At 69.3% G+C, this 26,716-nt stretch carries 29 protein-coding genes and 1 pseudogene; 14 read left to right on the forward strand and 16 right to left on the reverse strand.

The features are described from left to right. Positions 1 to 29: 29 nt before the first annotated feature. On the reverse strand, positions 30 to 1,064 hold the full coding sequence (locus AB0395_RS03755; RefSeq protein WP_366276653.1) for a helix-turn-helix domain-containing protein: 1,035 nt from the start codon (positions 1,062 to 1,064) through the stop codon (positions 30 to 32). 94 nt (positions 1,065 to 1,158) lie between these two features. On the opposite strand from AB0395_RS03755, the gene AB0395_RS03760 reads away from it, so the two are divergent. After that, entirely contained in the window at positions 1,159 to 2,055 is an 897-nt protein-coding gene (locus tag AB0395_RS03760) for an alpha/beta hydrolase (RefSeq protein WP_366276655.1), read from the forward strand. Between the two features lie 37 nt (positions 2,056 to 2,092). Here the strand turns inward: AB0395_RS03760 and AB0395_RS03765 are convergent, their stop codons facing one another. After that, positions 2,093 to 2,608: a hypothetical protein gene (locus AB0395_RS03765; protein ID WP_366277012.1), complete on the reverse strand. Its 516-nt coding sequence runs from the start codon at positions 2,606 to 2,608 to the stop codon at positions 2,093 to 2,095. Here AB0395_RS03765 and AB0395_RS03770 point away from each other — a divergent pair. Continuing rightward, a pseudogene (locus tag AB0395_RS03770) lies at positions 2,540 to 2,743 on the forward strand (helix-turn-helix domain-containing protein); the annotation flags it as partial. The gene AB0395_RS03765 and the pseudogene AB0395_RS03770 overlap by 69 nt on opposite strands. A gap of 81 nt (positions 2,744 to 2,824) precedes the next feature. Here AB0395_RS03770 and AB0395_RS03775 read toward each other — a convergent pair. After that, the gene (locus AB0395_RS03775) at positions 2,825 to 3,478 is read right to left on the reverse strand and encodes a class I SAM-dependent methyltransferase (RefSeq protein WP_366276657.1); all 654 of its coding nucleotides are present in this window, start codon (positions 3,476 to 3,478) and stop codon (positions 2,825 to 2,827) included. Positions 3,479 to 3,709: 231 nt separating this feature from the next. Between AB0395_RS03775 and AB0395_RS03780 the strand changes: the two genes are divergently transcribed. Continuing rightward, positions 3,710 to 5,557: a pentapeptide repeat-containing protein gene (locus tag AB0395_RS03780; RefSeq protein ID WP_366276658.1), complete on the forward strand. Its 1,848-nt coding sequence runs from the start codon at positions 3,710 to 3,712 to the stop codon at positions 5,555 to 5,557. 458 nt (positions 5,558 to 6,015) lie between these two features. On the opposite strand, the gene AB0395_RS03785 is transcribed toward AB0395_RS03780, so the two are convergent. Next, positions 6,016 to 7,206, reverse strand: a complete 1,191-nt coding sequence (locus tag AB0395_RS03785; protein WP_366276660.1) for an NYN domain-containing protein — start codon at positions 7,204 to 7,206, stop codon at positions 6,016 to 6,018. A gap of 284 nt (positions 7,207 to 7,490) precedes the next feature. On the opposite strand from AB0395_RS03785, the gene pyrE reads away from it, so the two are divergent. Next, positions 7,491 to 8,027 (forward strand): orotate phosphoribosyltransferase, encoded by a 537-nt coding sequence (gene pyrE / locus AB0395_RS03790; RefSeq protein WP_366276662.1) that lies wholly within the window; start codon positions 7,491 to 7,493, stop codon positions 8,025 to 8,027. Between the two features lie 77 nt (positions 8,028 to 8,104). Here the strand turns inward: pyrE and AB0395_RS03795 are convergent, their stop codons facing one another. Together AB0395_RS03795 and AB0395_RS03800 are read right to left on the reverse strand one after the other, a co-directional pair. Next, positions 8,105 to 8,536 (reverse strand): hypothetical protein, encoded by a 432-nt coding sequence (locus AB0395_RS03795; protein WP_366276663.1) that lies wholly within the window; start codon positions 8,534 to 8,536, stop codon positions 8,105 to 8,107. Positions 8,537 to 8,590: 54 nt separating this feature from the next. Then, the gene (locus AB0395_RS03800; RefSeq protein WP_366276664.1) at positions 8,591 to 9,316 is read right to left on the reverse strand and encodes a VTT domain-containing protein; all 726 of its coding nucleotides are present in this window, start codon (positions 9,314 to 9,316) and stop codon (positions 8,591 to 8,593) included. A gap of 166 nt (positions 9,317 to 9,482) precedes the next feature. Here AB0395_RS03800 and fbaA point away from each other — a divergent pair, with 166 nt between their 5' ends. Next, positions 9,483 to 10,505 (forward strand): class II fructose-bisphosphate aldolase, encoded by a 1,023-nt coding sequence (gene fbaA, locus AB0395_RS03805; RefSeq protein WP_366276667.1) that lies wholly within the window; start codon positions 9,483 to 9,485, stop codon positions 10,503 to 10,505. A 175-nt stretch (positions 10,506 to 10,680) separates the two neighbouring features. Here the strand turns inward: fbaA and AB0395_RS03810 are convergent, their stop codons facing one another. From AB0395_RS03810 to AB0395_RS03825, 4 genes are read right to left on the reverse strand one after another with little or no spacing between them, the layout of a single operon-like run. Next, entirely contained in the window at positions 10,681 to 11,319 is a 639-nt protein-coding gene (locus AB0395_RS03810; RefSeq protein ID WP_366276670.1) for an SDR family oxidoreductase, read from the reverse strand. Next, the gene (locus AB0395_RS03815; protein ID WP_366276671.1) at positions 11,316 to 12,140 is read right to left on the reverse strand and encodes a GDSL-type esterase/lipase family protein; all 825 of its coding nucleotides are present in this window, start codon (positions 12,138 to 12,140) and stop codon (positions 11,316 to 11,318) included. Before AB0395_RS03815 ends, AB0395_RS03810 begins: the two co-directional genes overlap by 4 nt. Further along, positions 12,137 to 12,889: a hypothetical protein gene (locus tag AB0395_RS03820; protein ID WP_366276674.1), complete on the reverse strand. Its 753-nt coding sequence runs from the start codon at positions 12,887 to 12,889 to the stop codon at positions 12,137 to 12,139. The genes AB0395_RS03815 and AB0395_RS03820 overlap by 4 nt, the downstream gene beginning before the upstream one ends. Further along, on the reverse strand, positions 12,886 to 13,671 hold the full coding sequence (locus AB0395_RS03825) for an SDR family NAD(P)-dependent oxidoreductase (RefSeq protein ID WP_366276676.1): 786 nt from the start codon (positions 13,669 to 13,671) through the stop codon (positions 12,886 to 12,888). Before AB0395_RS03825 ends, AB0395_RS03820 begins: the two co-directional genes overlap by 4 nt. Before the next feature lie 68 nt (positions 13,672 to 13,739). Here AB0395_RS03825 and AB0395_RS03830 point away from each other — a divergent pair, with 68 nt between their 5' ends. From AB0395_RS03830 to AB0395_RS03840, 3 genes are all read left to right on the forward strand, one after another. Further along, a complete protein-coding gene (locus AB0395_RS03830; RefSeq protein WP_366276678.1) occupies positions 13,740 to 14,246 on the forward strand; it encodes a MarR family transcriptional regulator in 507 nt (168 codons plus the stop codon). 207 nt (positions 14,247 to 14,453) lie between these two features. After that, positions 14,454 to 14,873: a DUF3151 domain-containing protein gene (locus AB0395_RS03835; protein WP_366276680.1), complete on the forward strand. Its 420-nt coding sequence runs from the start codon at positions 14,454 to 14,456 to the stop codon at positions 14,871 to 14,873. Positions 14,874 to 14,999: 126 nt separating this feature from the next. Continuing rightward, the gene (locus AB0395_RS03840) at positions 15,000 to 16,283 is read left to right on the forward strand and encodes an adenylosuccinate synthase (protein ID WP_366276682.1); all 1,284 of its coding nucleotides are present in this window, start codon (positions 15,000 to 15,002) and stop codon (positions 16,281 to 16,283) included. Between the two features lie 94 nt (positions 16,284 to 16,377). Here AB0395_RS03840 and AB0395_RS03845 read toward each other — a convergent pair whose 3' ends face one another. The 4 genes from AB0395_RS03845 to AB0395_RS03860 form a co-directional block, all read right to left on the reverse strand. Continuing rightward, positions 16,378 to 17,256 carry a phosphotransferase gene (locus AB0395_RS03845; RefSeq protein WP_366276683.1) on the reverse strand — a complete coding sequence of 293 codons (879 nt, stop codon included), beginning with the start codon at positions 17,254 to 17,256 and terminating at the stop codon, positions 16,378 to 16,380. A 168-nt stretch (positions 17,257 to 17,424) separates the two neighbouring features. Beyond that, complete coding sequence (locus AB0395_RS03850; RefSeq protein ID WP_366276685.1) at positions 17,425 to 17,733, reverse strand: 4a-hydroxytetrahydrobiopterin dehydratase; 309 nt, start codon at positions 17,731 to 17,733, stop codon at positions 17,425 to 17,427. Positions 17,734 to 18,273: 540 nt separating this feature from the next. Beyond that, the gene (locus AB0395_RS03855) at positions 18,274 to 18,900 is read right to left on the reverse strand and encodes a 2'-5' RNA ligase family protein (RefSeq protein ID WP_366276688.1); all 627 of its coding nucleotides are present in this window, start codon (positions 18,898 to 18,900) and stop codon (positions 18,274 to 18,276) included. A gap of 3 nt (positions 18,901 to 18,903) precedes the next feature. Then, entirely contained in the window at positions 18,904 to 20,409 is a 1,506-nt protein-coding gene (locus AB0395_RS03860) for a tetratricopeptide repeat protein (RefSeq protein ID WP_366276691.1), read from the reverse strand. 248 nt (positions 20,410 to 20,657) lie between these two features. Between AB0395_RS03860 and AB0395_RS03865 the strand changes: the two genes are divergently transcribed. The 3 genes from AB0395_RS03865 to AB0395_RS03875 are packed head-to-tail and all read left to right on the forward strand — an operon-like array spanning position 20,658 to position 21,588. Further along, positions 20,658 to 20,873 carry a hypothetical protein gene (locus tag AB0395_RS03865; RefSeq protein ID WP_366276692.1) on the forward strand — a complete coding sequence of 72 codons (216 nt, stop codon included), beginning with the start codon at positions 20,658 to 20,660 and terminating at the stop codon, positions 20,871 to 20,873. Further along, positions 20,870 to 21,265 (forward strand): hypothetical protein, encoded by a 396-nt coding sequence (locus tag AB0395_RS03870; RefSeq protein WP_366276694.1) that lies wholly within the window; start codon positions 20,870 to 20,872, stop codon positions 21,263 to 21,265. Before AB0395_RS03865 ends, AB0395_RS03870 begins: the two co-directional genes overlap by 4 nt. Then, on the forward strand, positions 21,262 to 21,588 hold the full coding sequence (locus tag AB0395_RS03875) for a hypothetical protein (protein WP_366276696.1): 327 nt from the start codon (positions 21,262 to 21,264) through the stop codon (positions 21,586 to 21,588). Before AB0395_RS03870 ends, AB0395_RS03875 begins: the two co-directional genes overlap by 4 nt. Positions 21,589 to 21,941: 353 nt before the next feature. Here the strand turns inward: AB0395_RS03875 and cyaB are convergent, their stop codons facing one another. Both cyaB and AB0395_RS03885 read right to left on the reverse strand, forming a co-directional pair. Next, the gene (gene cyaB, locus AB0395_RS03880) at positions 21,942 to 22,496 is read right to left on the reverse strand and encodes a class IV adenylate cyclase (RefSeq protein WP_366276697.1); all 555 of its coding nucleotides are present in this window, start codon (positions 22,494 to 22,496) and stop codon (positions 21,942 to 21,944) included. A 246-nt stretch (positions 22,497 to 22,742) separates the two neighbouring features. After that, a complete protein-coding gene (locus tag AB0395_RS03885; protein WP_366276698.1) occupies positions 22,743 to 23,192 on the reverse strand; it encodes a carboxymuconolactone decarboxylase family protein in 450 nt (149 codons plus the stop codon). Between the two features lie 83 nt (positions 23,193 to 23,275). Between AB0395_RS03885 and AB0395_RS03890 the strand changes: the two genes are divergently transcribed. The 3 genes from AB0395_RS03890 to AB0395_RS03900 all read left to right on the forward strand — a co-directional run bounded on the left by AB0395_RS03890 (position 23,276) and on the right by AB0395_RS03900 (position 26,626). Continuing rightward, positions 23,276 to 24,154 (forward strand): sigma-70 family RNA polymerase sigma factor, encoded by an 879-nt coding sequence (locus tag AB0395_RS03890; protein ID WP_366276700.1) that lies wholly within the window; start codon positions 23,276 to 23,278, stop codon positions 24,152 to 24,154. 96 nt (positions 24,155 to 24,250) lie between these two features. Further along, positions 24,251 to 24,847: a hypothetical protein gene (locus tag AB0395_RS03895; protein WP_366276703.1), complete on the forward strand. Its 597-nt coding sequence runs from the start codon at positions 24,251 to 24,253 to the stop codon at positions 24,845 to 24,847. A gap of 648 nt (positions 24,848 to 25,495) precedes the next feature. Further along, on the forward strand, positions 25,496 to 26,626 hold the full coding sequence (locus tag AB0395_RS03900) for a methyltransferase domain-containing protein (RefSeq protein WP_366276704.1): 1,131 nt from the start codon (positions 25,496 to 25,498) through the stop codon (positions 26,624 to 26,626). Positions 26,627 to 26,716 lie beyond the last annotated feature (90 nt).

Raw genomic sequence — 26,716 nt, forward strand, 5'->3', positions numbered from 1 at the left:
GTCGCAAGCAAACTGAGATTTCCGCTTCCTCAGTCGTTGAGTAGCCGCCACACGGTCAGGGCGAGCCTGGCCCGTGTCAGCCCGGTGGGCTCGGTGAGTCCGATGCCCAGGGCCTTCCCGATCTGGTCGAGCCTGCGGGCGACGCTGCTGTGGTGCAGGTGGAGAAGGTCGGCGGCCTGGCGGAGGGAGCCGGTGGCGCAGTAGGCGTCCAGCGTCTCCAGATCTTCCGCACTGTTGGCCATGCGGGCGATCGCGGCCACGTCGGCGTTGTCCCGTGCGGCATCGGGGGGTATCTCGGCCAGGAGCGCCAACGCCCCCAGATCGTCGTTGCGGACGACCGGCTGACGTGGGGTGGTGAAACGGAGGGCGGTGCGGGCCTGCCGCCAGGACCGGTCGGGACTCGCGGCAGCGCCGATGCCCGCGCGGACACCCGCTGGAAACCGGGCCGGGTCCACGGTGGTGGCCAGGATGACGCCCACACCGGCGAGCGATGCCGCCCGCACCGGACGGGCCGGGCAGATCAGGCCGCCGACCTGATCGAGCGGGAGCCGCGAGCGGACGGCGAGGACGCGAACGGGCAGGTCGGCGGCGAACCCCAGGAGCCGTAGCGCCCGGGCTCTGGCCGCCTCGTCGCTGTCGGCGCTGATCACCAGTTCGACCAGGGCGGGGTCGGCCATGGTGGTGCGGGCCGGGCCGTACCTCTCCACGACGGCCGCGGCGGCGATGGCGAGCCGGTCCAGCAGCACCCCGTCGAGCGGACTCGGTGAGCCGGGGCGCTCCAGCCACACCGTGCCGATCTCCTCCTCATCGAGCGTGATCGGCGCCGTGGTGGACGCGGGTGACGGCGGGCCGGAGGCCTGCCCGCCGTCGGGCAGGGCACGGATCACCCGCCCCGTGCCGGACAGCCGAATCCCGGCCACGCACTCGGCCAGGCCCGCCGAGGCCCGGGCCAGCGCCGCGAGATCCACCCGTCGGCGCATCAGCGTGTCGTAGAACGCGACGACACGGATCACGCCTTGGACCTGTGAATCCAGGTGCGGCAACCGTTCGGCCAGTGCCTCCATGGCACGACAATAGCGCCGATCGGCGCGGAATCCGGGAGGGATGCCCGACGAATGGCGGATGATCTCGGGGGTGACGTTTGTGAGGATGACCGATATGAATCCAGAACTGGAAGCCTTCATCCCCTTTCTCCCGACCGTCGACCTGATCGACCCGGTCACCGATCGCAGGAACTTCGCCAAGCTGGCCGCCGCGAGGCCGGCACCGGACACGGCGGGAATGGAGATCGAGGACCGCACAGTGCCCGCCGGCCCAGACGTGCCGGTGCGGATCTATCGCCCGCACCAGGCGCAGGGCGCCATCGTCTGGCTGCACGGCGGCGGACTGGTCTTCGGCGACCTGGACACCGAGCACCCGTGGGCCACTCGGCTCGCGGACGGCTCCGGCGCGGTGGTGATCTCGGTGGACTACCGCCTGGCCCCCGAGCACCGGTTCCCGGCCGCCCTAGATGACGCCTACGCCGTACTGACCTGGACGGCCGAGCACGCGGCCGAGCTCGGCATCGACCCGGCCCGCATCGCGGTCGGAGGCCACAGCGCAGGCGCCGGGCTCGCGGCCGCGGTGGCGCTGCGGGCGCGTGACCGGCAAGGACCGCCCATCCGCTTCCAGCTGCTCAACGAGCCCGGGCTCGACGACCGGCAGGAGACATGGTCGCAGCGGCACTTCACCGACACGCCCTGGAACTATCGTGACAAGGTCGCCGCGGCGTGGCGGCACTACCTGGGGTCGGTGCCCGCCTCGCCGTACGCCGCCCCGGCGCGGGCCGACGACCTGTCCGGCCTGCCCGCCGCCTACATCACCACCGCGGAGTTCGACCCGGTCCGCGACGAAGGCATCGGCTACGCGCTGCGCCTGCTGCAGGCGGGCGTGCCGGTCGAGCTGCACCAGTGGCCCGGCACCTTCCACGGGTCGCAGGCGATCCTGTCCGCCGAGGTGTCGCAGCGGCAGATCGCCGAACTCGGCGCAGCGCTGCGCCGTGCCCTGGCCGATTGAGGTCGAACGGCTGAGCACCAAGCCGAAGGCCTGTCCCTCACCCACGAAGAGAAGAGATGGGGCCGATTAAAGTTCCTCCATGGCCGATGACGAAAGAGACGGCGAGAGGCTGGTGCCGGATTTCGTCGTCGGCCCTGGCTACGCCTTCTATCAAGGCCCGTCGGTGGACAGCGCGCTTCACCGGCACGCCGCCTTTCAGATCGCCGTCGCCCCCGCGGGCGAGGTGGCCATGGTGGACGCCGACAGCGGCCGTCACCAAGCGCCCGCGCTCGTTGTGCCGCCCATGGTGCGGCATCGGATGCTCGCGACGGCGGACCTTCGGGTGTTCTTCGTCGAGCCGCAGTGCGTGATGGCCGATCGGCTGCGCCGGCGTTACGGTCCCAGGATCACCGTCGCACCCGAACTGCGCCATCTCGACGAAAGCGACGTTCGCCACGCCGGTGCCAGGCCGGCCGACGAACTTGATCCCCGTCTGCTCGCGGCGATGACGGCGCTGTCGGACGGATCGGTCCCGCTGACGGATGTGGCCGCGAGAGTCGGCCTGTCTCCACAACGTTTGCGCTCCTTGGCGCGTAGCCAGCTGGGCATGCCGTTGGCGCGCTGGCGCGCTTGGCGTCGGCTGCGCGGAGCGGTCGAGGCGTTGCGGAACGAGGAGTCCCTGGCCGACGCGGCGATGACGAGCGGCTTCGCCGACCAGGCGCACCTAACACGGTGGATGCGCGAGATGATGGGCTTGACACCCAAGGTGGTGACCCCGCTGCTGCGCTCCTCAGGGCCGGAACGCGACGTACACCGAGATCGAACCCGTGAACGTCGGCACAACCTCGGCCTCCCTCACGTCACGGAAACCGGCCTGGGCGATCAGGTCCGGCAGGATGCCCTCGGCGTTGGGCCGGGTGTCCTCGACCCCGTCCGCGAACTGCACCAGCCGGAATGCCAGCCGCATCAGCCTGGTGCGTTGTAGCCCGTAGTCGGCGATGACCAGCTTTCCGCCGGGCCGCACCACCGTGTACATCGACGCGAGGATGGCCTGCTTCATATCGAGCGGACATTGGTGGAACACCAGGCTGGACACCACCGTGTCCGCGACACCGGATCCAAGGACCTGCGGCAACGCATCGCCCATGCCGATCTTCCACTGGACCCTGGCGCCGGAGGCCTCGGCCTTGCGTTGTGCCACCGCGATCACGTCCGGGTCCGGGTCCACGGCGATGACCTGTGTACGCGGCTCGATCCGATTCAGCAACAGCTCCGTCGAACCGGTGCCGCATCCCACGTCGACGATGACATCCTCCGGCCGCGGCGCGACGTGCATGAGCATCAGAGCGCGCCACAGCCGTTCACGGGTCAGCGCGACAATCGAATCGTAGAATCGCGTGGGCGCCACGCGCCCCAGAGCGGGAGTGAATGTGTTTCCGGCCATGTCCGTAGTCTCGGCGGCACGGCATGCCCCGTCTTGAACGAAACGCTCGGCCCGTCCTCGGCGCCATTCGTCGCGCTCTTCGCTCTCATCACCGCGATCGGACCATGGTTCACTCCTGCGGCTACCCGCATTACGCGAGGTCGCCGATGCGGCACCCGCATCCTGGTATGCCCTCGTACCGATCGGACACCATATGGCCGAGTACGGATCGCGGACGGCTGAAATGGAGGCATGCCGTTACTTCCGCGCCGTCGCGTCCACCGCCGAGCCGTCACGGTCACGGCCCCGCCGACGCTCCACTCGCCGCGTTCGGCCATCTGGTGGATCGTCTGCGTGATCGTGCTGGTGGGCGCCGCAGTCGCCAGCGCCTTGTGGTGGCTTTTGGCCGACCCTGCCGCCACCGTTCCCCTCTCAGGTGCCGTCGGCGGAAGCGCGGCGGGGAGCGCGCGGGGGGAGATGCTGCGCACCGCATTGGCCGCAGGCGCCGGGGTGGGGGCGGCGGTCACGTTGATGCTGGCCTTTCGCCGCCAGCGCCACCAGGAGATCACCGCCGCGCACACCACCCACGACGCCACCGAGCGCCGGGTGACTGAGCTGTACACCACAGCGGTCGAGCAGCTCGGCCACGAGGCCGCCGCGGTGCGCCTGGGCGGCCTGTACGCTCTGGAACGCCTGGCCCAGGACAACCCCGGCCACCGGCAGACCATCGTCAACGTGATCTGCGCCTACCTGCGCATGCCGTACGTCCCGCCCGAGCTCGCCCCCGCCTCTGGCCCGGAGCGGGAAGACGAGGACACACCACCGCAGGAAGCCGACGAAGCAGGCGGTGAGGCACAAGGGCAGCAGGACGACGACAGCGCAGGAGCGGCGCAGGAGTCACAGGACGCCAGCGACGGGGGAACCCCTGTGGCAACGACACGTCGGCGCCGCCCAACGCCGAGCTCTCGGCGCCGCCATCCGCAGGCACGGCGGGATGCCGGTGACCGGGAAGGGGAACGGCAAGTCCGCCTGACCGCCCAGCGCATCCTGGGTGAGCATCTGCGCGATGACCGTCCCCGCGACCGGCGAGACAAGCTTCCGCCCGGCCCGCGGTTTTGGGAGGGCATGCGCATCGACCTGACCGGCGCCACCCTCATCAACCTGGACTTCGGTCACTGCCACACCGCGGAGGCCAACTTCACCGGGGCGACCTTCAGCGGGAACGCCGTGTTCGACGAGGTCACCTTCACCGGGAACACCGCATTCAACGAGGCCACCTTCACCGGAGACGCCGTATTCGGCGAGGCGACCTTTACCCGGACCGCCGGGTTCCGCAGGGCGACCTTCACCCGAACCACCATATTCACCGGGGCGACCTTCACCGGAGACGCCGTATTCGGCGAGGCGACCTTCACCGGGGACGCCGTATTCGGCGAGGCCATCTTCTCCGGAGCCGCCGGGTTCCGCAGGGCGACCTTTACCCGAGCCGCCGAGTTCCGCATGGTGACCTTCACCGGAGACGCCGTATTCGGCGAGGCGACCTTCACCCGAACCGCCGGGTTCCGCAGGGCGACCTTCACCCGAACCGCCGAGTTCCGCATGGTGACCTTCACCGGGGGCGCCATATTCGACGGGGCCATCTTCTCCGGAGCCGCCGGGTTCCGCGGGGCGACCTTCACCGAGGGCGCCGGATTCCGCGGGGCGACCTTCACCGAGGGCGCCGGATTCGGCGAGGCGACCTTCACCCGGACCGTCGAGTTCACCGGGGTGATCTTCACCGGGGACGCCGTATTCGACAAGACCATCTTCTCCGGAGCCGCCGTGTTCGGCGAGGCGACCTTCACCCGGACCGCCGGGTTCCGCAGGGCGACCTTCACCCGGACCACCATATTCACCGGGGCGACCTTCACCGGGGACGCCGTATTCACCGGGGCGACCTTCACCGAGGACGCCGTATTCGACGAGGTGACGGCAGTTCCTACGGGCGATCATGTGTGGCCAGACGGATGGCGTCTGGAGGTGACCCCCGAAGGTGCGGGCCGTCTGGTCGCAGACGACGTGACCGACGAACCGGTTGACGTACCGGACGAGAACGCTTGACCGGATGAAGCTCTGACAGCGCCTGGGACGCCCTCACCCGGTAGCGCACCCACCCCTGTCCGCTGAGCCCACTCCTCTGCCCTGGGCTGTACGGGTGCCATCGGTCGGGTCCCCTGGTCCGGGTCGTCGTGGGCGGGGAAGAGATCGAGGGATGCCACACCGGCGACCTCGCGCAATCAACTGTCGTGAATTCGATGCCGTGGTGCCTGCCTGCGTTGTCGAACGTAGCCGCCGACGAGGGATACGACGATTGCCGGTCAGTCGGTCATCAAGCGCCGGGGCGGCGCTTCTTCCCTTCCGGGGTGAAGGTGGGCGCTTCTTCCCTTCCGGGGTGAAGGTGAAGGTGTCCCTGAACGGTCCCGTCCCGCTGCGAACCGCGAGAAGGACGGGCTCGCCGTAAACCGGCGGCCAGGTCGACTCGGCATCGGGGGCGGTTCCGTTCCAGAGAAGAGGCGCACCTAGCGGCGGGCGCGTTCCAGGGCGTCCCAGAAGCCTCTGCGGAGGGCGTGGCGGACCTCGTCGTGCAGCAGGAAGTCGATCGGCAGGGAGGACCCCTGCAGGAGGCGGGCCTCCAGATCGGAGGGCATGCGGGGCTTACGGGCCAGGACGGCCTCAAGCCACAGCGCGGGGGCGTCCTTCGCGACGGACTCGCCGAAGTCGTAGCCCTCCTTGTGGGCGGCCTTCACCGCGTCGGAGAGGGTGGTCGTGCCGTTGCCTGCCGCCTGGGGCGGCACGGGGGCGGCCTGAGGCCCGGTGTACGCGCCGAGCTGGCCCGGCTGGTAGCCGGTGTTCGCGGAGGCGTACGGCGGAGCCGTCTGCAGCGGTCCCGTCGGGCTGCTCGGAGTGACCGGCAGCGGGGCCTGGACCTGCTGTGGCTGCGGCTGTGCCGGTTGCTGCGGCTGGAGCTGCGGGGTGACCGGCGCGACGGACGGCTCCGGGGAGTACGCCGGATAGGCGGGCAGCGCGGGCTGGGCGTGTGCCGCCCTCGAGGACTGGATGACCGGCACGGGACCGGTCGGCGAGGCCCCGCTCGAGAGGGACGCCAGGGATGCGACGGCCTGCCCGTTGGCGCTCGGCTGATGACCGTTGCCCAGCGCGGGAGTCTCTCCTCCGCCGGGGGCCAGGGTGACGTACGGCCGCAGGTGGCTGCTGCCGATCTCGATCAGGTCGTCACACTCCTGGCGGAGCGAGCGGGAGACGGCCCAGCTGCCGTCGGCGGTGATGTGCACGACAGTGACCCGGATGCCGAGGTCCTGTGCGTCGCAGACGACCTGCGCCAGGTCCTCGTCGCCGCTGACCACGACGGCGTCGCAGACCGCGCTGTTGCGGGCCAGGGTCATCAGGTCGCGGTGGACCTGGGCGTCCACCCCCTCGCGGCGCCCCGGGCGGATGCGGGAGAGGCGGAGCTTGAGGCCGGGGATGTCGGCCAGCGCGTCGTGCTCGGGGGTGCGGCGGCCCTCGACGGTCGCCTCGTACCAGTAGCAGCGCAGCAACGGCAGCCCGGTGCGCTCCTTGGACAGATTGTTGAGAAGCTTGAGCAGGCCCGGGTAGTCCCACGAGACGGCCTCCCGATGGCGGGTGCCGTGCACGGCCATCGCACCGTCGGCCAGCAGATAGCCAGCGTCCACGAAAAGCGCGCAGCGATCCACGCGACACCGCCCTTTCTCCGTGGCCCGGCCCTTCCGGCTCAGACAAGCCTGAAAGAACCCCTGAGAGACCAGAACAGGCGGCCCTTTCTCAGGGTAATCAAGCAACTGATCGTCCGAGGGTGAATCCCGACGATTCGACCCGCGCATGACCATACGCCGGAGTGTTCACGCAGACCGTACCAGTTTGTCCCGTTCTTGAAGCCCTCCTCGAGGGTTGTATTCATCCACCCCCACCGCCACCCGCTCGCTCGGGGCTCTCCCCGGGCCGCCCTAGTCTTGTTGCCATGAGCGATCGTGAGAACCTGCTGGCCGAAATCAAGGACAAGGGCGTCGTGCACGGAAAGGTCGTGCTGTCCTCCGGCAAGGAGGCCGACTTCTACGTGGACATGCGCAGGGTGACCCTCGACGGGCACGCGGCGCCGCTGGTCGGCCGGGTCATGCTGGACCTCACGGAGGACCTCGACTACGACGCCGTCGGCGGGCTGACCCTGGGCGCCGACCCGGTGGCGACGGCCATGCTGCACGCGGCGGCGGCGCGCGGCCGTACGCTCGACGCCTTCGTCGTCCGCAAGGCGCAGAAGGCGCACGGCATGCAGCGCAGGATCGAGGGGCCGGACGTCGCCGGGCGGCGGGTGCTCGCGGTCGAGGACACCTCGACGACCGGCGGGTCCCCACTGACCGCGGTTGAGGCGCTGCGCGAGGCGGGCGCCGAGGTCGTCGCGGTGGCCACGATCGTGGACCGGGGCGCCGCCGACGCGATCGCCGCCGCGGGCCTGCCGTACCTGACCGCCTACACCCTTCAGGACCTCGGGCTCGCCTGAGAACGCGCCCGCCCGCCCCTGAGGACCGGTGCGGGGCCGTACGGGACCCCGGGCGAGGAAAGCCCCGGGGCCCGGTCTCAACCGCGGGAGGCGGTGAACTCCTGACGCTCCCCCGGCGCTCCCGGGGGACGGTCGGCCCCGTTCACCCGCACCCGTACCGCCGCGGAGTCGGCCAGCACCACGTCGATCTTGTCGTCGAAGAACTGGACCTGCTCGTCCCGGTCCATCTCCCGGTTGAGCAGCACGTCGCCTCCGGCGACCCTGAGGAAGACCGTGGGGCAGCGCTCCCGCAGGCACTGGACGAGGACCGTCGGAACCCGCTCCGGAGAGGCGGAGGAGACCGTGGCCGTCGGCGTGGGCGTGGGCGTGGCGGCGGGTTCCCGGTCCACGGAGAGCGCTCCCGACAGGGACATCACACCGACCACGATCAGGGCGACCAGCCCCAGCACCGCCAAACCCACGAGCACGAGGCGGGCGATGCCCATCGGATCAGACCTGTGGCGTCCCACACTGTGGAGGGTAGCGGCCGGTACGCGGGTCGCACGAGCGACCTGGAGAAACGGTCAGGAGTGCGCGTCTCCGCCGGGCGAGCCGGTCGGCGCGGCACGGTGGTGCTTGCCCTGCGGCGCGGGTACGGCTCCGCCGCCCTCCTTGCGGCCCTTCACGACCTCCAGGACGATCGGGATGAGGGACAGCACGATGATCACCAGGGCGCCCGGCAGGATGTATCTGTCGATGTTGGGCACCGCGGAGCCGACCAGGCGGCCGAAGATCAGCATGCCGTCGGTCCACAGGACCGCACCAACGCAGTTCCACAGGAAGAACCGCTTGGCGTCCATGCCGAGCATGCCCGCGACGGGGTTCAGGAACGTCCGCACGATCGGGATGAACCGGGCGATCACCACGGCCCTGGCCGGGCCGAACCGCTGGAAGTAGTATTCGGCCTTCTCGACGTACTCCCGCTTGAAGAGCTTGGAGTCGGGCCGGTCGAACATCTTGCGGCCGTATCGCGCGCCGAGGTAGTGGCCGAGCTGGGCGCCCAGGATCGCGCAGATGGGCGCCAGGACAAGCAGCAGCGGGAACGACAGCGGTTCGAGGCCGGGAATGGCCTTGGCCGCTTCCGCGGTGCTGAACACCCCGGCCGCGACGAGCAGCGAGTCACCGGGCAGGAAGAAGCCGAGCAGCAGCCCGGTCTCGGCGAAGATGATGCCGAGCACGCCGATGGTGGCGAACGGGCCGAGCAGGCCGAGCCACCACTTCGGGTCGAGGATGTTATGCAGGAGGTCCATCGGCCTGAAGCCTACCTGCCGAACACCCGGAGCGAGAGATCGTCACAGGCAGAAGTGTTGCCCGGGCTGTCCGGCCGGGAAGGAACCCTGGATACTGGCCAACGGGCCATGTCCGTGAACGGCCCCGCGCCAGCAGTTGACCGCCGTCTCTAGGGAGATGACACCGATGCCCATCGCGACTCCAGAGGTCTACGCCGAGATGCTCGACCGGGCCAAGACCGGCGAGTTCGCCTACCCGGCGATCAACGTGACCTCGTCCCAGACCCTCAACGCCGCGCTCAGGGGTTTCGCCGAAGCGGAGAGCGACGGCATCGTCCAAGTGTCCACCGGCGGGGCCGAGTTCCTGTCCGGGACCACCGTCAAGGACATGGTGACCGGCTCGGTCGCGCTGGCCGAATACGCCCGGGTCGTCGCGGCCAAGTACCCCGTGACGGTCGCGCTGCACACCGACCACTGCCCCAAGGACAAGCTCGACGGCTTTGTCCGCCCGTTGCTCGACATCTCACTCGAGCGGGTCGCGCGCGGGCAGGACCCGCTGTTTCAGTCACACATGTGGGACGGCTCCGCCGTACCACTTGAGGAGAACCTGACGATCGCGCAGGAGCTCCTGGAGAAGACCGCCCGCGCGAAGATCGTCCTCGAGGTGGAGATCGGCGTCGTCGGCGGTGAGGAGGACGGCGTTGTCGGCGAGATCAACGAGAAGCTCTACACCACCGCCGAGGACGCCCTCGCGACCGCCGAGGCCCTGGGCCTGGGCGAGCGGGGCCGCTACATGCTCGCCGCGACCTTCGGCAACGTGCACGGCGTCTACAAGCCGGGTCACGTCAAGCTCCGTCCCGGCGTGCTGAAGGAGATCCAGGAGGCCGTCGGCGCGAAGTACGGCAAGGAGAAGCCCTTCGACCTCGTCTTCCACGGCGGCTCCGGCTCGCTGCTCGAGGAAATCCACGAGGCGATCTCGTACGGCGTGATCAAGATGAACATCGACACCGACACGCAGTACGCCTTCACCCGCCCGATCGCCGACCACATGTTCAAGAACTACGACGGCGTGCTCAAGGTGGACGGCGACGTCGGCAACAAGAAGGCCTACGACCCTCGCTCGTACGGCAAGGCGGCGGAGACGTCCATGGCCGCCCGCATCGTCGAGGCCTGCCAGCACCTGAAGTCCGCGGGCACCAGGCTCACCTGAGCCCCTCCCCCCGCACCCCGGTGGGCCGTCCCCGCGACGGCCCACCGGAAGACCGCGGTCCCACCACGGTCCCGCCGCGGTCCCACTGTTCCCGCTGTTCCCGCTGTTCCCGCGTCTGGCTCGTTCCCGTCGCGGGACCGGCCCCCAGGGCCGGGACGGAGCGGGCGCCCGCGGATCATGTCCCGACCTCGACCGTCCTCCCCCAGGTGGCGTCGTCCTCGATGTGCTTCACCATGTAGTCGGCGAGGTCCGCCCGCGAGATGCTCCGCAGCCCCGGCAGGTGGCCGTCGATCGCGGCGCGCTGGCGTCCGGTCGGCAGGCCGTCGGTGAGCATCGGCGGACGGATGATCGTCCAGTCGACGGGGGCAGCCTTGACAAGGCTTTCCATGACGGCCATGTCGGCGTAGCCGTGACGGTACAGCCGCTGGATGACGAACCTGGTGACGAGCCGCTGGGCGAACGGGGTCTCCGGCGGGATCTCCAGTCCCGCCGACGACAGGCACAGCAGGCGCCGCACTCCGGTCTCGCGCATGGCCTCGATGAGGTTGGACGTCCCGCGGGAGTACACGGTGGTGGGATGCCCGCGGTCCCTGCTGCCCAGGCAGGACAGGACCGCGTCGTGACCGGCGACCTCACCCTTCCACGCCCCGGGCTCCAGGACGTCCCCGGGGACGACGGTCAGCCTGCCCTGGCCGGCCGCGGAAACCTTCGCCGGATCCCGGACGACGACGGTGACGTCGTGACCGGCGTCGAGCGCCTGGGCCAGGACCTGCAGACCCGTCCCGCCCGTCGAACCGAAGATGATCAGTCTCACGCGCTGTCCGCGAGAGTCTCGACCAGGGCGGCGGCCAGGGCGCGCTGCCCGGCGAGGGACAGGTGCACCCCGTCGTCGAGGTGGAACGACTCCGCGCCCTGCCCCGCGATCACGGAGCCGCTGTCGACCACGGGTTCCGGTTGCGTGGCCAGGAATCGCCCGATGGGGTCGAGGTCGCGGTTGCTCCAGCCGCTCTCGATCCGCTGGAACGGCTGGTAGGCCGCGACGCGCGCCTCGTCGACCGGGCTCGGGGCGAGCCACGCCCAGCGGGCGGAGGTGCGCCGCGTGACGAGGTCGCGCAGCGCGCGCAGGTTGCGCTCGGTCTCGGAGAGGCCGACCAGGGTCAGCCCGTCGGCGCCGCCGAGGCGCCGGGCGTCGTTCCCGCCCAGCATGCACAGCACCCAGTCGGGCCGCTGGAAGACCACCGTGGAGAAACCGGACAGGGCCTGCGTGGTCGTCTGCCCGGAGACGGCGGCGTTCACCAGGGTGATCCCGTCGTCGGGGCGCCGCAGAGCGATGAGGTGGCGCAGGATCTCGAACCAGGACAGCAGGTCGTCGGTGGTGCTTTCGCCCACGGCGACGACATTCTGGCCGGGCGAGAAGGGCAGCGCGTCGACCTTCTTCGCGAACCCGGGGTCGTCGAGCAGGTCGGCCGCGGTCTGGCGTACCTGCTCCTCGTGGGCCTGCCGTACCCGCAGGTAGGCGTCCTTCTGCAGGCCGAACAACGCGGCGATGCGCGCGTCGTCGAGGCCGCCGAGATATCCCAGGGCCTTCTCCGGGTGCTGGAACCTGATGAGCCGTTCGATCAATGCCGCGTTCATGAGGTTTCGTCCTTTTCTTTCGGTGATGTCGTGGGGGCAGGGCGGACGTCCGTCCTCCGGGTCCGGGTGCGGGGCAGCAGGAATCCGGCGGCGACGAGCCAGGCCAGCCCGGTGAAGCGGGCGATGGGCAGCAGGACGGCCGCGCCGGGCAGCAGCAGGGTGAGCGTGGACAGCTCGGCCACGAGGGCGATGGCCAGGCCGGCCAGCGCGAACGGGCGCGGCAACAGCCCGGCCAGCCACCCCGGTACGGCGATGCCCGCGACGAGCAGTCCCAGGAAGACGACGTGCCCGGTGCCGCCGGTGGCGAAGGCGAGATCCTGCAGCGCGTGGACCACGGCGGGCTCGGCGAGCACCTCGGGGCGTGACAGCGTCCAGCCGAACAGCGCGGACAGGGCCAGCATGGCCGAGGCCAGCACGCCACCCGTCAGGCCGATGGTTGCGCCGGGCGCGCGGATGCCGAGGTTGCGCAGGCGGGCCGAGACGGTCGCCGCGTAGATCGCCATCGGGACGGAGGCGGCGAACTGCAGGAACCCGCTCACTCCCACGGCGTCCCCGTGGTCGCGGAAGTAGGCCAGGATTCCCGCGGAGGGGCCAAAGGGCGAGGGGAAGGTCTCGCCGCCCGCCATGACCGTGCTGACGACGATCCCGGCCAGGAACAGCACGGTGAACACGACGCCGAGGATCCCCAGCGGCGGCCCTGCCTCGTTCTGCCGCCGGACGGGCGCGAGGTCGGAAGGGGTCGCGGTCACATGATCACCCGCCCGCCGGTCAGGTCGAGGGTGACGCCGGTGATCCAGGACGAGACGTCAGAGGCGAGATACAGGACGGCCTGGGCGACGTCCTCCGGGCGTCCGATGCGGCCGAGAGGATACGACGCGGCCAGCTCGTCGAGCTGCTCGGCGGACATGAACCGCTGTATGCGGTCGTTGAGCACCGCGGAGGGGGCCAGGCAGTTGACGCGGACACCGTGCCCGCCGACCTCGTTCGCCAGGTGCTTGGTGAACATCACCACGCCCGCCTTCGCCACGGCGTAGGCGGCGTTCGCCCCGCTCGGGTGGCGTCCCGCCGTCGAGGACATGGTGATGATCGCCCCCTCGCCCCGCTCGACCATGGCGGGCAGGAACGCGGCCACCGTCAGGTAGACCGACGTCAGGTCGGACTCGATGATCGCGCGCCACCGAGCCGCCCCGAGGTCGGCCGTCGACGCGGGCGCCCCCTGGCCTCCCGCGAACGCGGCGAGGATCTCCACCGGTCCCAGCTCGCGCTCGACCGTGTCGCGCATGGCCAGCACCTCGGCCTCGTCGGTGACGTCCGCGGGCGCCGCGACCGCCGTACCGCCGTCTGCCGTGATCGTCGCGACGACCTCGTCGATCGCCGCCCGGTCGCGGCCGTTCACCGCGACTTTCGCGCCGCAGGCCGCCAAGGCGAGGCAGGTCGCCGCGCCGATTCCCCGTGAACCGCCGGTCACCAGCGCGACCTTGCCCCCCAGGGCCGGACGGCGCGGCAGGGCGCCGTCGATGTCGCTGGACACATCCTTCTCCGTTCTCTTAGGTGAACTATTCATAGCACAGAACTATTCACTGGAGCTACCATCACTGCATGACCAGAGAACGGCAGGCCGGACCCGAGGGCGGGGCCGCGTCACAGTTCAGGCCAAGGGGCACGGCGTTCCTGCTCGCACAGGTGGGCGCGCACGCCGCCGCGCGGTTCGCCGAACGGATCAGCGTCCTGGGCGTCGTCCCCGCCGACGTCGGGCTGCTGCGCATGATCGCCATGCAGCCGGGACGTAGCCAGCAGTCCCTGGCCGGGGAGCTGGGAGTCGTGCCGAGCCGGGTCGTCACGCTGATCGACGGCCTGGAACGCAAGAAGCTCGTCGAACGGCGGCGCAACCCCCAGGACCGCCGCAACTACGCGCTGTACCTCACGGACGACGGCATGCGCGTGATGGCCGAGATGCGCGAACTCGGCTCAGCGCACGAGGACGAGATCTGCGCGGCACTCGACAGAACCCAGCGCGAGCAGCTCGCCGGGCTCCTCGAGGCCGTCGCCGCCCAGCAGGGCCTCGCCTACGGCGTCCACCCCGGCTACCGCCAGCCATCCCTCTGACACCGGGCGTCTTTGACCGGGCGCACTCTGACACCGGGCGCGCTCCGGCGCCGAACCACCCCTTCGGCCCCTTCAGCGCCGAACGCCCGCGACCGGCCGTACCGCTCGCGACCACAGGAAAAGGGCATCCGGGACCTCGGGAGAAGTAAGGCACGTCTCAGAGGGCCGATCTTGGCCTGACCCCGGTGTAACGGGTAGGACTGTCCTATGGAATCGCACGAGAACCTTCTTGCCGGTCCGCCGCCGACCCGGCTGCCCGACCTGCCCGAGGCCAGAGAGGCCCTGGAGTCCGGCGCCCAAGCATCCGACGTCGCCGCGCGCTTCCCGGCCTATCCGGCCGCCTGGGCCACGCTCGCGGACGAGTACTTCGCGGCGGGGCACGCCGTGACGTCGTACGCCTTCGCCCGCACCGGCTACCATCGCGGCCTCGACCAGTTGCGCAGGGCCGGCTGGAAGGGCCACGGCCCCATTCCCTGGGATCACGAGCCGAACCGCGGTTTCCTGCGTTGCCTGCACGCGCTCGGCCGCGCCGCCCTGGCCATCGGCGAGAAGGAAGAAGCGGAGCGGTGCCAGCAGTTCCTGAAGGACTCAAGCCCCGAGGCCGCCGAGGAACTGGGCACCCGCTGAGCCCTGTGGAACCTCTCCGCCAGGACGGGAGATCCCCATTTCCGACCAGGTCGGGTATTCTCACCTCGCAAGAGCCCCTGCCGCGATTGCGTCAGGGGCTTTGGTTTTTGTGGTGGGAGATTAGCGATGCCGGCTGTCGTTCTCGTGGGTGCCCAGTGGGGCGATGAGGGCAAGGGTAAGGCGACCGACCTGCTCGGTGACCAGGTCGACTACGTCGTCAGATACCAGGGTGGCAACAACGCGGGGCACACCGTCGTCATCGGCGACCAGAAGTACGCGCTGCACCTGCTGCCGACGGGAGTCCTCTCCCCGAACGTCATCCCGGTGATCGGCAACGGCGTCGTCATCGACCCGGGCGTGCTGCTGAGCGAGATCGACGGCCTCCAGGCGCGCGGGGTCTCCTCAGAACGGCTGCTCATCTCCGCGAACGCGCACCTGATCATGCCGCACCACAAGGCCCTCGACAAGGTCACCGAGCGCTACCTCGGCAAGGCCAAGATCGGCACCACCGGACGGGGCATCGGTCCCGCGTACGGCGACAAGATCTACCGGATGGGCGTGCGGGTCCAGGACCTGCTCGACCCGGGCATCCTGCAGAAGAAGATCGAGGTCGCCCTGGGCGAGAAGAACCAGATCCTCACCAAGATCTACAACCGCAGGGCGATCGACGCCGACAAGGTCCTGGAGGAGTACCTCGGCTACGCCGAGCGCCTCAAGCCGCACATCGCCGACACCTCGCTGATCCTGAGCAAGGCTCTGGACGAGGGCAAGGTCGTCCTCCTGGAGGGCGGCCAGGGCAACCTGCTCGACATCGACCACGGCACCTACCCGTTCGTCACCTCCTCCTCCCCGACGAGCGGGGGCGCCTGCTCCGGCTCCGGCATCCCGCCGACCCGCCTCACCCGCGTGATCGGCATCCTCAAGGCCTACACGACCCGCGTCGGCTCCGGCCCGTTCCCGACCGAGCTCGAGGACGAGATGGGCGACTGGCTGCGCACCACCGGCGGCGAGTACGGCGTGACCACGGGCCGCAACCGCCGCTGCGGCTGGTTCGACGCGGTGATCGCCCGCTACGCCAGCCGGATCAACGGCGTCACCGACTTCTTCCTCACCAAGCTGGACGTGCTGTCCGGCCTGGAGAAGATCCCGGTGTGCGTCGCCTACGAGGTCGACGGCGTCCGCTACGACGAGATCCCGATGACCCAGACCGACTTCCACCACGCCAAGCCGGTCTACGAGGAGTTCCCCGGCTGGCAGGAGGACATCACCGGCGCCAAGACCTTCGAGGACCTGCCCGCCAACGCGCAGGCCTACGTCAAGGCCCTGGAGAGCATGAGCGGCGCCCGCATCTCCGCCATCGGCGTCGGCCCCGGCCGTACCGAGACGCTCCAGATCCACCCGCTGATCTAGGCGACACACGGCGGCGTCCCGCCCGCGAAGGAGGCCCTTCGGGACGGCGGGACGTCTTCGCCGTGCCCGGGGTCAGTCCTCGTCGCGCCCGAGGTCAGCCGGTGCGGTGATCCACCCAGGCCCGGCAGGCCGCGGCGGTGCGCAGCCGCTTCGCCCGGAGGTGGGCGGGCCCGGTCTCGGCCATACGGGCGGCGAACAGCATCCTGACCGCGGTCAGCCCGGTGACCGCGGCCGGTGGCGCCTCGCTCCACGCGGGCACCCGTGCGGCGGCCCGCTCGGCCTGGGCGGGGCTGTGCCCGGCGTCGATCAGGCGGGGGATCAGCAGAGCCGTGTCGACCCAGACTGCGCCCTGGCAGGCCATCGACCAGTCAACAACCCACACGTGGCCACCCTCGATGAGGAGGTTGTCCGCGTGCAGGTCTGCGTGAAGCAGCCTGTCGCTGGCGAAGTCGCTGAGGTTCAGCGCTTTGACGAGTGGCCCGTACTGGTCTGCGTCCAGAGGAGCGGCGGCCAACTGTTCCTCGGCCGAGCGTAGAAGCCCATCAAGCTTGTCAGCGATGAGCGGGGCAGGCCATGGACACGGCACGCCGAGGACGGCGATGGCGTCCAGTACGGCGGGCAGGTCCGGTGAGCCTGGGGAGAGGTTGGCGGGGCGGCCAGGCACGTGTTCGAACAGCAGCAGATGCCAGCCTGCGACATCGGCTGCCCATAGCAAGCGCGGCGCAGAGACGCTCGCGGGCAGGGCCTGGGCGAAGGCGCGCTCCCGCAGCAGATGGTGGGCGACCGGCGCGGCGGCGGGAGCCGCCTTCACGAAGAAGGCGGCCCCCTCGGTGGTGGTGGTGATGGTGGCGGCGATGCCGGAGGTCAGGCCGACCGGCGCTGACTGGACGCCAGTGACGGGACCGGTTCGCTCCTGGATCGCCTCACGAGCCTGCTCAGGCAGATCAGCCCACTGCCTTCTTCGGACTTTCACTACACCCCGCATAGCACTGATGACACTTGGACGTGCAGTTGGAAGCGGGGCTCGGCCACACGACCGGGTCGACGCGGTAGCCGCCGCCGTCATGGCCTCAACGGTAGCCGCCAGACGGGGACCGGTCCCGACTTCTCCAGGGATGTCGTCGGGGAGGTGATCGCACGTCTAGACAGTCTCGGCACCGTGTCCGGCAGCGATCGCGTCGATGTGGCGTGCGAGCTCGAAGTCCTTGGCCGTGAGGCGGTTTCCGGCGTCGTGGGTGGTGATCGCGAAACGGATCCGCTGCCAGGTGATGTGAATGTCGGGATGGTGGCCGATCTCCCGGGCCTTGGCCGCGACGTACATCGCCATGTGCACGCACTCGTGATACGTGTGCTTGAACGTGCGCGCGATGGCGTGGTCCTCGCGCTCCCATCCTGGCAACTCGGCCAGACGGGCCGCGATCTCCTCTTCGGACAACGGCTGAGGAATCATCGTCATCTCCATACCGAGGGGTCAGGGCAGCGGCCTCCGGCTTCCCTCACGGTTCCCGAACCGGTCAGCCGATGGATAATCCTCCCCTCGTCCTGTGGAGATCTGCCCCAAGGGGAGGTCGGGGTATGGGAGAGACCAGACGCGGTCTCGATTCGAAGTTTCGGACGCGCGCAGGAGTTCGGTCTACAGGCGCCGGGGGACATCGGTGCGGCGGGGATAGGGTGCCACAAGTTCCACGCCGACGAGAGAAGCACCATTGACCGTTTCCGGCCACAAGTAGCTCTCGTCTTTTGGAGGACGGCCGCGACGCGATATACGGGTGCGTGGATAGGGAACCGAATCGCCACCAATCCAGCGTTCGACACTCTTGACAGACGCCTCGGCCGCTTCGGCGAGCCGGACTGTGTCGAAACCGGCTTTACCGGATTGGGTAATCCCACCCCCTGATCCGCGCTCAGCGCAGCAGGGCGACGGGCGTGCGAGCTGTACGGCCGGAACACGTCCCAGGCACCCGGGCCACGGACCCGTCGTCCTCCTCGATCAGTTTCCCAGCCCCAGAACTCGAACGGTTCTCCACCGGTACTCGCCCTCGTCCCGGTTCAGGTCGATCAGTGAGACGCGGGTGAGGGTAACGGGTATGACATCGCGGTACTGGCCCAGCGTTTCTCGGACAAGGTTCAAGGGTTCGCCGCTGGTGTTGGCGTAGGCGAGGCTGACGTGCGGACGGAACTCCTCGGTTTCGGGCACCCGGTCGGCTCCCCACACCTGACCGATCCCTCTCCTGATGGCTGCCCGAGCCTCGGTAAGAGCCGCATCCGGCCGAGCCGGGAGGTGAACACCTTCGGCGTCAACCACCAGCGGTCCGAGCCGCACCTCGATCGGGCTCAGATCCGCGATCTGCATGGCCACCGCAGGGCTGATCACCGCCAGGTCCGCTTCGCTCACCTCATCGGCGAAACCGATTCCCTGGGTCGTCATGTGCAGCCACTGGGGAGGGATGGGATCCAGCACCGCCACACCGTCCAGAGCAAGGCGTACCCGCTGGACGAACTCGTGCAGTGCCGCCTGGTCCTCCATGAGGAAATGCCAGGTGTAGAAGCTACGGCCGGGCCGCCAGCCCGGCCGCCACCACCAGTGGTCGCGAGTCTCGGTGTCGTTGTCTGCCACGCCTCACCCTTCGATGTACGGCCTGCTTTCGGCACGAAACGCACCGATCGCCTCCCGGATCACCCTGCCTTGCCCACCCCCACGGGATCCGATCGGGATCCGCTTGGCGACCTCGCCGAGTTGGAGCAGCAACGGCGCCGCTCGGACTTCCATCGGGGTCTCCAAAATCGGTACCAGGACTTCGGCGGCGCCGTCCAAAGCGCCGGTGTCGATGTGAGCGCGCGCGATGTGCAGGACAGTCATCCGCTCAGTGCCCAGGTTCCGGATGTGCGCGGGCCTGCCCTGAGAGATGTCCACAGACCGGGTGGCCACCTCCAGCGCCTGGCCGGGATCGTTGAGCATCAGGTAGGCGTCCGCCCAATAACTCAGGGCCCTCTCCGGGGTGCAGCTCAACGGCCCACCAGGGTAGTCAGCCGGACCGGGCCTGACCTCCTGGGCACGATGAAGCATGTCACGGGCGTCCTCGGTCCTGCCGAGCCGGGCGTAGTCGAGGGCGAGAGTGCTGGTTAGCATCGCCTCGGTTTCACCGCCGACCCGTGCTCCGTAGCTCAGACCACGCTCGGCCCAGGTCAGCGCCTCCAGTTTCCGATCGTCCCAGTAGGCAGCGACCTGTCGTGTCTTGCAGACCCAGGCAAGCAAACCATCGTGCCTACACTCCTTGGCGAAGTGCCAAGCTGCTCGGGCGTGTTGCTCGGCTGCATCAGGGCGGCCGAGGTCAGTGGAGACCCACCCCAAGAATGTCATCGCCCATCCGACGATCACGTACAGGTCCCAGCGGCGGCGCAGTGGCTGGTGCCCTTCCAGCAGGCGCAGCGCCTCGTCGCGAATCCGCCGCACGTCGGCCAGCAGCGGCCCCGTCGGCACCTTCAGGTAGCTGTCGGCGGCACGTTGAAGATCGGCGTTCAGGCGCTCAATCGTTGTTGCACCCACATTGCTCATCTCGGCCTCCGACAAGATGAGATCGGACTCCCGCGCGTATAACCCGAGTTGCTCGTTCCCGTCTAACGGCCGCCGGTCGCGTACCCGAGAAAGAGTCGGTGACCCTACCTCGGAGGTTCCGGGGAATGTGGGTGATCCACCCGGAACGACGTGAGCGCTGCTGTTCGGGTCCGCCCGAGTGTAGTCAATCTGGCTGATCTCATGCTGGTCACTGACGTTGTACAGCGCATATTCGGCATCGGTGAGCAGGCGCCGCGCCGTGACCTGGTAAATCCGAGCGAGCGCGTGCAGCGCGGCTACGCTCGGCCGCCGTCCTTTCGCTGGCCAGTGTTCAAACTGGTAGATCCTCGCCTTAACCATCGTGGACTCGCCCACATCAAGGGCATTCCACCTGTCGGCGACTTCCTGATGGCTGAGATTGTGCGCCCACCTGAGTGCGATCCGGGGACTGATTTCCGGATGGTCGATCTCCCACACGACGGCGATCTGCTCCCAAGTCAAGCCCCGTGCTCGGAGCCGCTGGGAGCGGTAGGCGCGTTGCCGCCTACTGGGTTCGCTGCGCTGGTCCATGGGCTGTCCACCTGGGGGCGATGAGACACCTGACGCTTCACCGTACGCCCAGCAACGGAGCCGTTACAGCTAACTCGCGAAAATCGCATAGGACAAATCCCCAGGTCACAACGGTGTACGGCGCTAACTTTTCTGGCTCTCTCACCAAGCGAATGAAGCCACAGAGACTGAAAGTCCTAGAAATGGTCGACCCGCCCGGCGCTAGCCACGTCCGGGCGGGTCCTTGATCGGACACTGGAGGTCCGACCGTGCACGATGATAAGTCCGCACCACCCGCACCGGCCATTCCCGGCTGGCGGTTGATCGTCAGTGACAAGGGCCGTTTCTGGGCCATCCGCCGCGAGCCGTTCCCCCGGGGCGCCCTGCGCGCCGGGGCGGAACCCACCGTGGACGCCGACACCTTCGACCAGGTGCGGGCCGAGGTCGCCCGCCAAGAGGAGATCGCCGAGCGGGTGGCGTCATGATCGGACGGTCCCGTCCTCACGGGCGGCATCGTGACGGGCAGGCGCGCACGAAGGTGTACCGGCGGCTGTGGGACGGCCCGGCGCGGGCCGAGGCCGAGCGGCTCGACCAGGCGTGGCCGGACTGGACCGTGCTCTACAGCCTGGGCAACCGCCGCTTCTATGCCGTGGCCGCCTGGCCCGACCCCCAGCCGGTGGTCGTCGAAGACGAGACGGCTGCGGGTCTGGAAGGGCGGATGCATAAGGCGGAGACGGCCAGGATCGCCCTGCGCACAGCGCCTGCGGCCTCCTCCGGGGTGTCGCCTTCTCCTGACCGGCGTGGTGGGGCCGTTTCCCTGGCGCCTGCCGTACCGCAGAACCCTTACCCGTCGTCTTCGCGCCGGAGGGTCGCATGATCCCGCCGATCCCCCGCCCCGACCGGCCTGCTCCCTCGCCGGAGCGCGGTGTCGCACGCTGGCGATGCGACACCGTGCAACAGGCCCACCCCGGCTGGCTGATCTTCCACAACTCACAAACCGGAGCCTGGAACGCCTACCGCCGCGCTTTCCCCCGCAAGCAGGAGACCGAAGCCGGAATCACACTCCTGATCAGAGCGAACTCCGCCGAACACCTGGAACGGAAACTGACCGCCCAGGCCGAAATCCAGGCCGCCCTGGCCGCGTCGCCCGCCCCTCCCGCCTGGCCACCTGTCGTGCCCCGTACCTTTCTGCGCTCCTGAAGACCGGTACGGCGAAGCCGGGGAGTTCATCCCCCTCTCCGCTCGCCGTACCACCCACGTGCGGTTCGGGAAGGAGGGCCCGGGCCGCACACCCACGCGGTTCCCAGCCACCGGGGAAGGGGAACCGCCCACGCGCCGGTCACCATGCCTCCGAGGACCGGCGCCCCTCGGTGCCCGGCCAAACATCCCCTCTGGCCGGGCACCACCCGACTTCACCCCCGGCCACACTCATCGGAGAACCCCATGACGACCATCACGGTCATCGGCTCTGACGGCACCTTCAGCGTCGGCGGTGCCGCCGAGCGGCTGCTGACTCCCGGCGAGGTCGCCCGCCTGTTCGACATCGCGCTGTTCTAGGCCGAGCTCAACGCGGCGCGCACCAGCGAGTCATAGGTGTCCCTCATGCGCTCCAAGTCGACACCGAGCGAGCGGGCGAAGGCATCGAGTTCCTCCTGCACGGCGGTGCCGGATTCCTCGCCGCTCGCCGTGCGCTCGATCTCGACGAAGGTCCCCGCGTGCTCGACCTCGTCAACGCAGATCACCATGTCACCGAGGGCTGCGGTCCGCCGGGTCTTCACGATGCGGACCGTGGGGTGGAAGCCCATCGCCACGATGGCGTGGTGCATCTGCTCCCGGTCGGCGACCTCGGTCTCGTGCTCAAGGCAGGCCATCGCGTTGTCCAGAGGCCGTTTGATCGTGAACAGGTGACGGTCTCGCTGGGTGCGCAGCCGGGCGAACGTCACCCCGATCTTGCTCTGCTCGTAGGTCCAGCCGTCCTCGGCGTACGCCTGGTCGTCCTGCCGCGCCGGAGACGAGAGGAGCGCCCCGCGCCGGGCCAGCGCCTCCTCCAGAGCAGGTAGATCACGCACCCGGTACTTAACCTCGATCTCCTGTGCACCATGTGCCACGTCGGCCTCCAGTGTCTGCTGTGACGCGGGGAGCCTATCGAGGGCGTTCGAGGTGCGGCGTGAAGTCGGCGCATCTCACTTGACTTGACAGCGATACATGCGAGTACGGCCCCACCTCTCCGAAGAGGACCGGGACCGTACTGCCGAGACCCCGAGCAGGAGGCCGTGCCCGGCGTCCTGGGCGATGGGGCGTCATTCCTCGATTGCGAGGAGGCTCGGCCTCGGGCGGTTGGCGTCCCGCCCGGCTCACCAGGTCTTGCCTGCCTGCTCCCGGGTCGCGTGGTTGATCCGGTTGAAGAAGTTGGTGATCGCGATGTTCAGGATGATCGCGGACAGCTGCTTGTCGTCGAAGTGGGCGGCGGCTGCGCCCCAGATCTCGTCGGTCACGCCCGGCGCCCCGTCCTGGATCCGGGTGGCGGCCTCGGTCAGCGCGAGCGCTGCCCGCTCCTCCTCGGTGAAGAAGGGCGTCTCACGCCACGCGACCACGTTGTGCAGCCGCTCGTCGGTCTCTCCGTGCTTCTTGGCCGACGCGATCCCGCCGAACACGCACGGGCCGCAGCCGTTGATCTGGCTGGCCCGCAGGTGGACCAGCTCGAGCACGAGCGGGTCGACGCCACCGGCGTGAATCGCCTTGGTGAGGTGCTGGATCGCCGTGTACACGTCGGGGGTCGCCGGGCTCTTCAAGCGTGCTTCCATCGGTCTTGCTCCTTCATCGGTTACCTGCGCCCGTCCGGGCTCGTCATCACCCATGACGGAGCAGAGCCGAGGAAGGTAACGACATGTCCGACACCAGCCCGACGGACCCGGTGGCCGAGGCGTTCGAAATCCAGCGCGACCGGCTGCGCGCGGTCGCCTACCGCATGCTCGGATCGCACGCCGACGCCGAGGACGTGGTCCAGGAGGCCTGGCTGCGGCTCTCCCGCCAGGACACGGCGACCATCCACAACCTCGCAGGCTGGCTGACCACGGTGGTCGGCCGGATCAGCCTCGACGTCCTGCGATCGCGCCAGGCCCACCCCGAGGCGTCCTACGACGACCGGCTGCCCGAGTTGGTGGTGACGGTCGATGACGGCTCCGCGCCGGAGGACCACGTGGCGCTCGCCGACTCGGTCGGGCTCGCGCTCCTCGTCGTCCTGGGATCGCTCGGGCCGAGCGAGCGGCTGGCGTTCGTGTTGCACGACCTGTTCGCGGTGCCGTTCGACGAGATCGGCCGGATCCTTGGCAAATCCACCGACGCCACCAAGATGCTCACCAGCCGCGCCCGCAGGAAGGTGCGGGCGACCGAGCGGCCGACGGTCGTCGGACGGGAACAGCGAGAGGTGGTCCAGGCCTTCCTGGCGGCGGCTCGCCACGGCGACTTCGAAGGGTTGCTGCGCGTGCTCGATCCCGAGGTGAGGCTGACGGCCGACATCCCCGATGGCGTGGTCGTCATCCTCGGCGCCACCGAGGTCGCGGCCAGCGCGCAGTTGTCCGGAGGCGCGGCGGCGCGGGTGCGAGCGGTCCTCGTCAACGGCGTTCCCGGCATCGTCGCCTGGCGCGAGGACGGCGCCCCGCTCTCGGTCATGGCGTTCACCGTCGTCGACGGCCGGATCACCGGCATCGCGGTCGTGGCCGATCCGGTCAGACTCGCGTCGATGAACCTGCCGGATCCGGAATGAGCCATTGCCGAGGTGCTCACCACGTTCCTGCGGGCGATTCACAACATCTTCGAGTTTCCACGCGTCAAAGTGATTGTGAACTCACATACCCAGCACATGAACCGCCCGAGGGCCTGCCGATTCGGAGCCTGGGCGAGCGCCGCCGTCCTCGCCACCTCACTGGCGGCGGTCCCGGGCGCAGGCGTCGCCAACGCGGCCGTCGTGGAGAGTACGGCGGCACAGGCCACCGTCGCCACCGCGGGGAAGACAGGCCAGGCCGCCAACCGGCAGAACCGGGTCGACTGGGCGGCCGTGGTCGAGCCTGCGCTGAACTGCCCTGCCCCGGGGCCGAATGCCACCTGGTACGTCGTGCGCGCCCACGTCGCGGCCGTCGGCGACCTCACCCGTGACGGACGGCGCGAGACCGTCGTCGTTTCGTCGTGCCCGAGCCCGACGTCGAGCAATCCCCTGATCGCCTTCGTCTACGACGGGGCCTCCAAGCCCTCGGCCCCCCACCTGCTCGGGAAGCTCGGCAAGGACCGCTACTTCAAGTCCCTGAAGGCCACGATCCACGACGGGCGGGTGAACCTGCGCGGCAAGGTGGTCAGCGACCAAGCCCCCAGGTGCTGCCCGGATCTGATCGTCAGCCAGACCTACGCGTGGGACGGCGCGAAGTTCCACAGGACAGCGGATAAGGCGACTCACATCTCCTGAGCCCTCGCCCGGGTCCGGCACCGGCGACCTCGCGTGATCGACTGTTGTGCGGTCGATGCCGTGGCACCTGCCGCGGTTACCGAACGTGGCCGCCGACGAGACAGGTGACGGTTGCGGGCCCGCCGGGGTATCGGCGACCGCGCCTGCCTCCATGAGACTCGTGAGCCTGGGCTGACCGACGATTCCATCGTCCTGCCTCGCCGGAGACGAGAGGGACGCCCCGAGCCGGGCCGGCGCCTCCTCCAGAGCCGGTGATCGCGCACCCGGTACTTGACCTCGATCTCCTGTGCGCCATGCGCCACGTCGGCCTCCGGTGTCTGCTGTGACGCGGGGAGCGCATGGACATCGTGGCAAAGCCGCGTCGCGGTTGAACATGGCAGGAGTCGGCCACTGCGGAGAGTGGATTGTCGCCTTCACACTGAGTGTTCAGAGGTTACGCTCAGCTAGCGAACACCTGTGACGAGAGGAGGGCCACGTGGGCGATCATGAGGGTAAGCCCGAGCCACGGCCCAAGCCTTTGCCCAAGCTGCCAAAGCCGCACCCTGACGGCGGAGCACCTCAAGATCCCGGCAAGCATGAGAAGCCGAACTCAAAATGAGTGGGCCACCGCAGGAGACGTCGCGTGAATGTCTTTTGGAAAGCGGCGCGATGACCCCGGACTGGGCGTGGGCGTACGAGACAGTTCCCCGAGAGCTGTTCCTGCCCGAGGTGATGTGGCCTTTCGACGACGGCCGCGACCTCACCGTCTCCCTGGCCGACGACCCCGCGGAGTGGCTGCGGTGGGCGAACGCGAATGTGCCGATCACCACCCAGTGGGACGACGGCCGCCACACCGGAACCGCGCCGGGCGAGCAGCGGACCAGCTCCTGCTCGATGCCGAGCATAGTGTTCAAGATGTTCCGGGAGCTGTCGGTGTTCGACGGGGCGAGAGTGCTTGAGATCGGCACCGGCACCGGGTGGTGTGCCGCGCTGCTGTCGGCACGTCTCGGGGAGGCGAACGTCACCTCGATCGAACTCGACGAGACGGTGGCCGACGCCGCACGCAAAGCCCTGGCCGCAGCCGGATGGTACCCCGAGGTCATCACCGGTGACGGCCTGCTCGGCCGGCCGGAGCGGGCGCCGTACGACCGGGTTCTCGTGACGGCGGCCGTCCGGGACATCCCCCGAGCGTGGATCGAGCAGACCCGGCCCGGCGGAGTATTGGTCATGCCGTGGGGCACCCGCTACACCTACCAGGAGGCCGTCGCCCGGCTGGTGGTCGCCGACGACGGCAGCGCGAATGGACGTTTCACGGGCGGCGCCGGGTTCATGCCGCTGCGTTCCCAAAGGACGACACTTCAGGTCACCGAGTACATCACAGGTGACGACTGGCCCTCGGACACCCGCACATCGGAGACGGGGCTTGAGGCGTCTTCGATCCTCCCTGAGGGAGAGCCATACGCCGCCGCGCCGTTCGTGACAGGACTGCTGGTCCCGGATTGCGTGTACAGCTCTGGCCGTGACGAGAGCGGCACACTCGTCACGTGGCTGTACGGCCTGACAGACCGGTCGTGGGCCGCGGTGTTCTTCTACGCCGAGAACACCCGCTGGCCCTCCCAGGTCTACCAAGGTGGACCGCGCAGCCTGTGGGACGAGGTCGAGGCCGCCTACCGGTGGTGGAGCGAGCGGGGGCGGCCGGGGCGCGAGGAGTTCGGGCTGACCGTCACCGCGGACGGCCGCCAGGAGGTGTGGCTGGGCGAACCGTCCGCGCTCGTACCCGTCCCGCGGCTCTCCGAATGAGATTCGCCGGGCAGGGGGTCTCAGCGAGGGGATCGTCCAGGTGTGAGCTCTCCGCTCGCCGTACGTGAGCAGGGCCGTGAGAAGGGTCTT

Origin of the sequence: Streptosporangium sp. NPDC051023 (genome assembly GCF_040689595.1) — a bacterium.
Lineage (GTDB): Bacteria > Actinomycetota > Actinomycetes > Streptosporangiales > Streptosporangiaceae > Streptosporangium.

Bases quoted from the DNA above. Each gene is read 5' to 3' on its own strand.
- AB0395_RS03890 (WP_366276700.1), top strand. From the start codon at position 23,276: ATGTCCGACACCAGCCCGACGGACCCGGTGGCCGAGGCGTTCGAAATC.
- AB0395_RS03860 (WP_366276691.1), bottom strand. From the start codon at position 20,409: ATGGACCAGCGCAGCGAACCCAGTAGGCGGCAACGCGCCTACCGCTCC.
- AB0395_RS03885 (WP_366276698.1), bottom strand. From the start codon at position 23,192: ATGGAAGCACGCTTGAAGAGCCCGGCGACCCCCGACGTGTACACGGCG.
- AB0395_RS03835 (WP_366276680.1), top strand. From the start codon at position 14,454: ATGGAATCGCACGAGAACCTTCTTGCCGGTCCGCCGCCGACCCGGCTG.
- AB0395_RS03780 (WP_366276658.1), top strand. From the start codon at position 3,710: ATGCCGTTACTTCCGCGCCGTCGCGTCCACCGCCGAGCCGTCACGGTC.
- AB0395_RS03840 (WP_366276682.1), top strand. From the start codon at position 15,000: ATGCCGGCTGTCGTTCTCGTGGGTGCCCAGTGGGGCGATGAGGGCAAG.
- AB0395_RS03775 (WP_366276657.1), bottom strand. From the start codon at position 3,478: ATGGCCGGAAACACATTCACTCCCGCTCTGGGGCGCGTGGCGCCCACG.
- pyrE (WP_366276662.1), top strand. From the start codon at position 7,491: ATGAGCGATCGTGAGAACCTGCTGGCCGAAATCAAGGACAAGGGCGTC.
- AB0395_RS03900 (WP_366276704.1), top strand. From the start codon at position 25,496: ATGACCCCGGACTGGGCGTGGGCGTACGAGACAGTTCCCCGAGAGCTG.
- AB0395_RS03850 (WP_366276685.1), bottom strand. From the start codon at position 17,733: ATGATTCCTCAGCCGTTGTCCGAAGAGGAGATCGCGGCCCGTCTGGCC.
- AB0395_RS03815 (WP_366276671.1), bottom strand. From the start codon at position 12,140: ATGAACGCGGCATTGATCGAACGGCTCATCAGGTTCCAGCACCCGGAG.
- AB0395_RS03760 (WP_366276655.1), top strand. From the start codon at position 1,159: ATGAATCCAGAACTGGAAGCCTTCATCCCCTTTCTCCCGACCGTCGAC.
- AB0395_RS03800 (WP_366276664.1), bottom strand. From the start codon at position 9,316: ATGGACCTCCTGCATAACATCCTCGACCCGAAGTGGTGGCTCGGCCTG.
- AB0395_RS03875 (WP_366276696.1), top strand. From the start codon at position 21,262: ATGATCCCGCCGATCCCCCGCCCCGACCGGCCTGCTCCCTCGCCGGAG.
- AB0395_RS03755 (WP_366276653.1), bottom strand. From the start codon at position 1,064: ATGGAGGCACTGGCCGAACGGTTGCCGCACCTGGATTCACAGGTCCAA.
- AB0395_RS03895 (WP_366276703.1), top strand. From the start codon at position 24,251: ATGAACCGCCCGAGGGCCTGCCGATTCGGAGCCTGGGCGAGCGCCGCC.
- AB0395_RS03830 (WP_366276678.1), top strand. From the start codon at position 13,740: ATGACCAGAGAACGGCAGGCCGGACCCGAGGGCGGGGCCGCGTCACAG.
- AB0395_RS03870 (WP_366276694.1), top strand. From the start codon at position 20,870: ATGATCGGACGGTCCCGTCCTCACGGGCGGCATCGTGACGGGCAGGCG.
- fbaA (WP_366276667.1), top strand. From the start codon at position 9,483: ATGCCCATCGCGACTCCAGAGGTCTACGCCGAGATGCTCGACCGGGCC.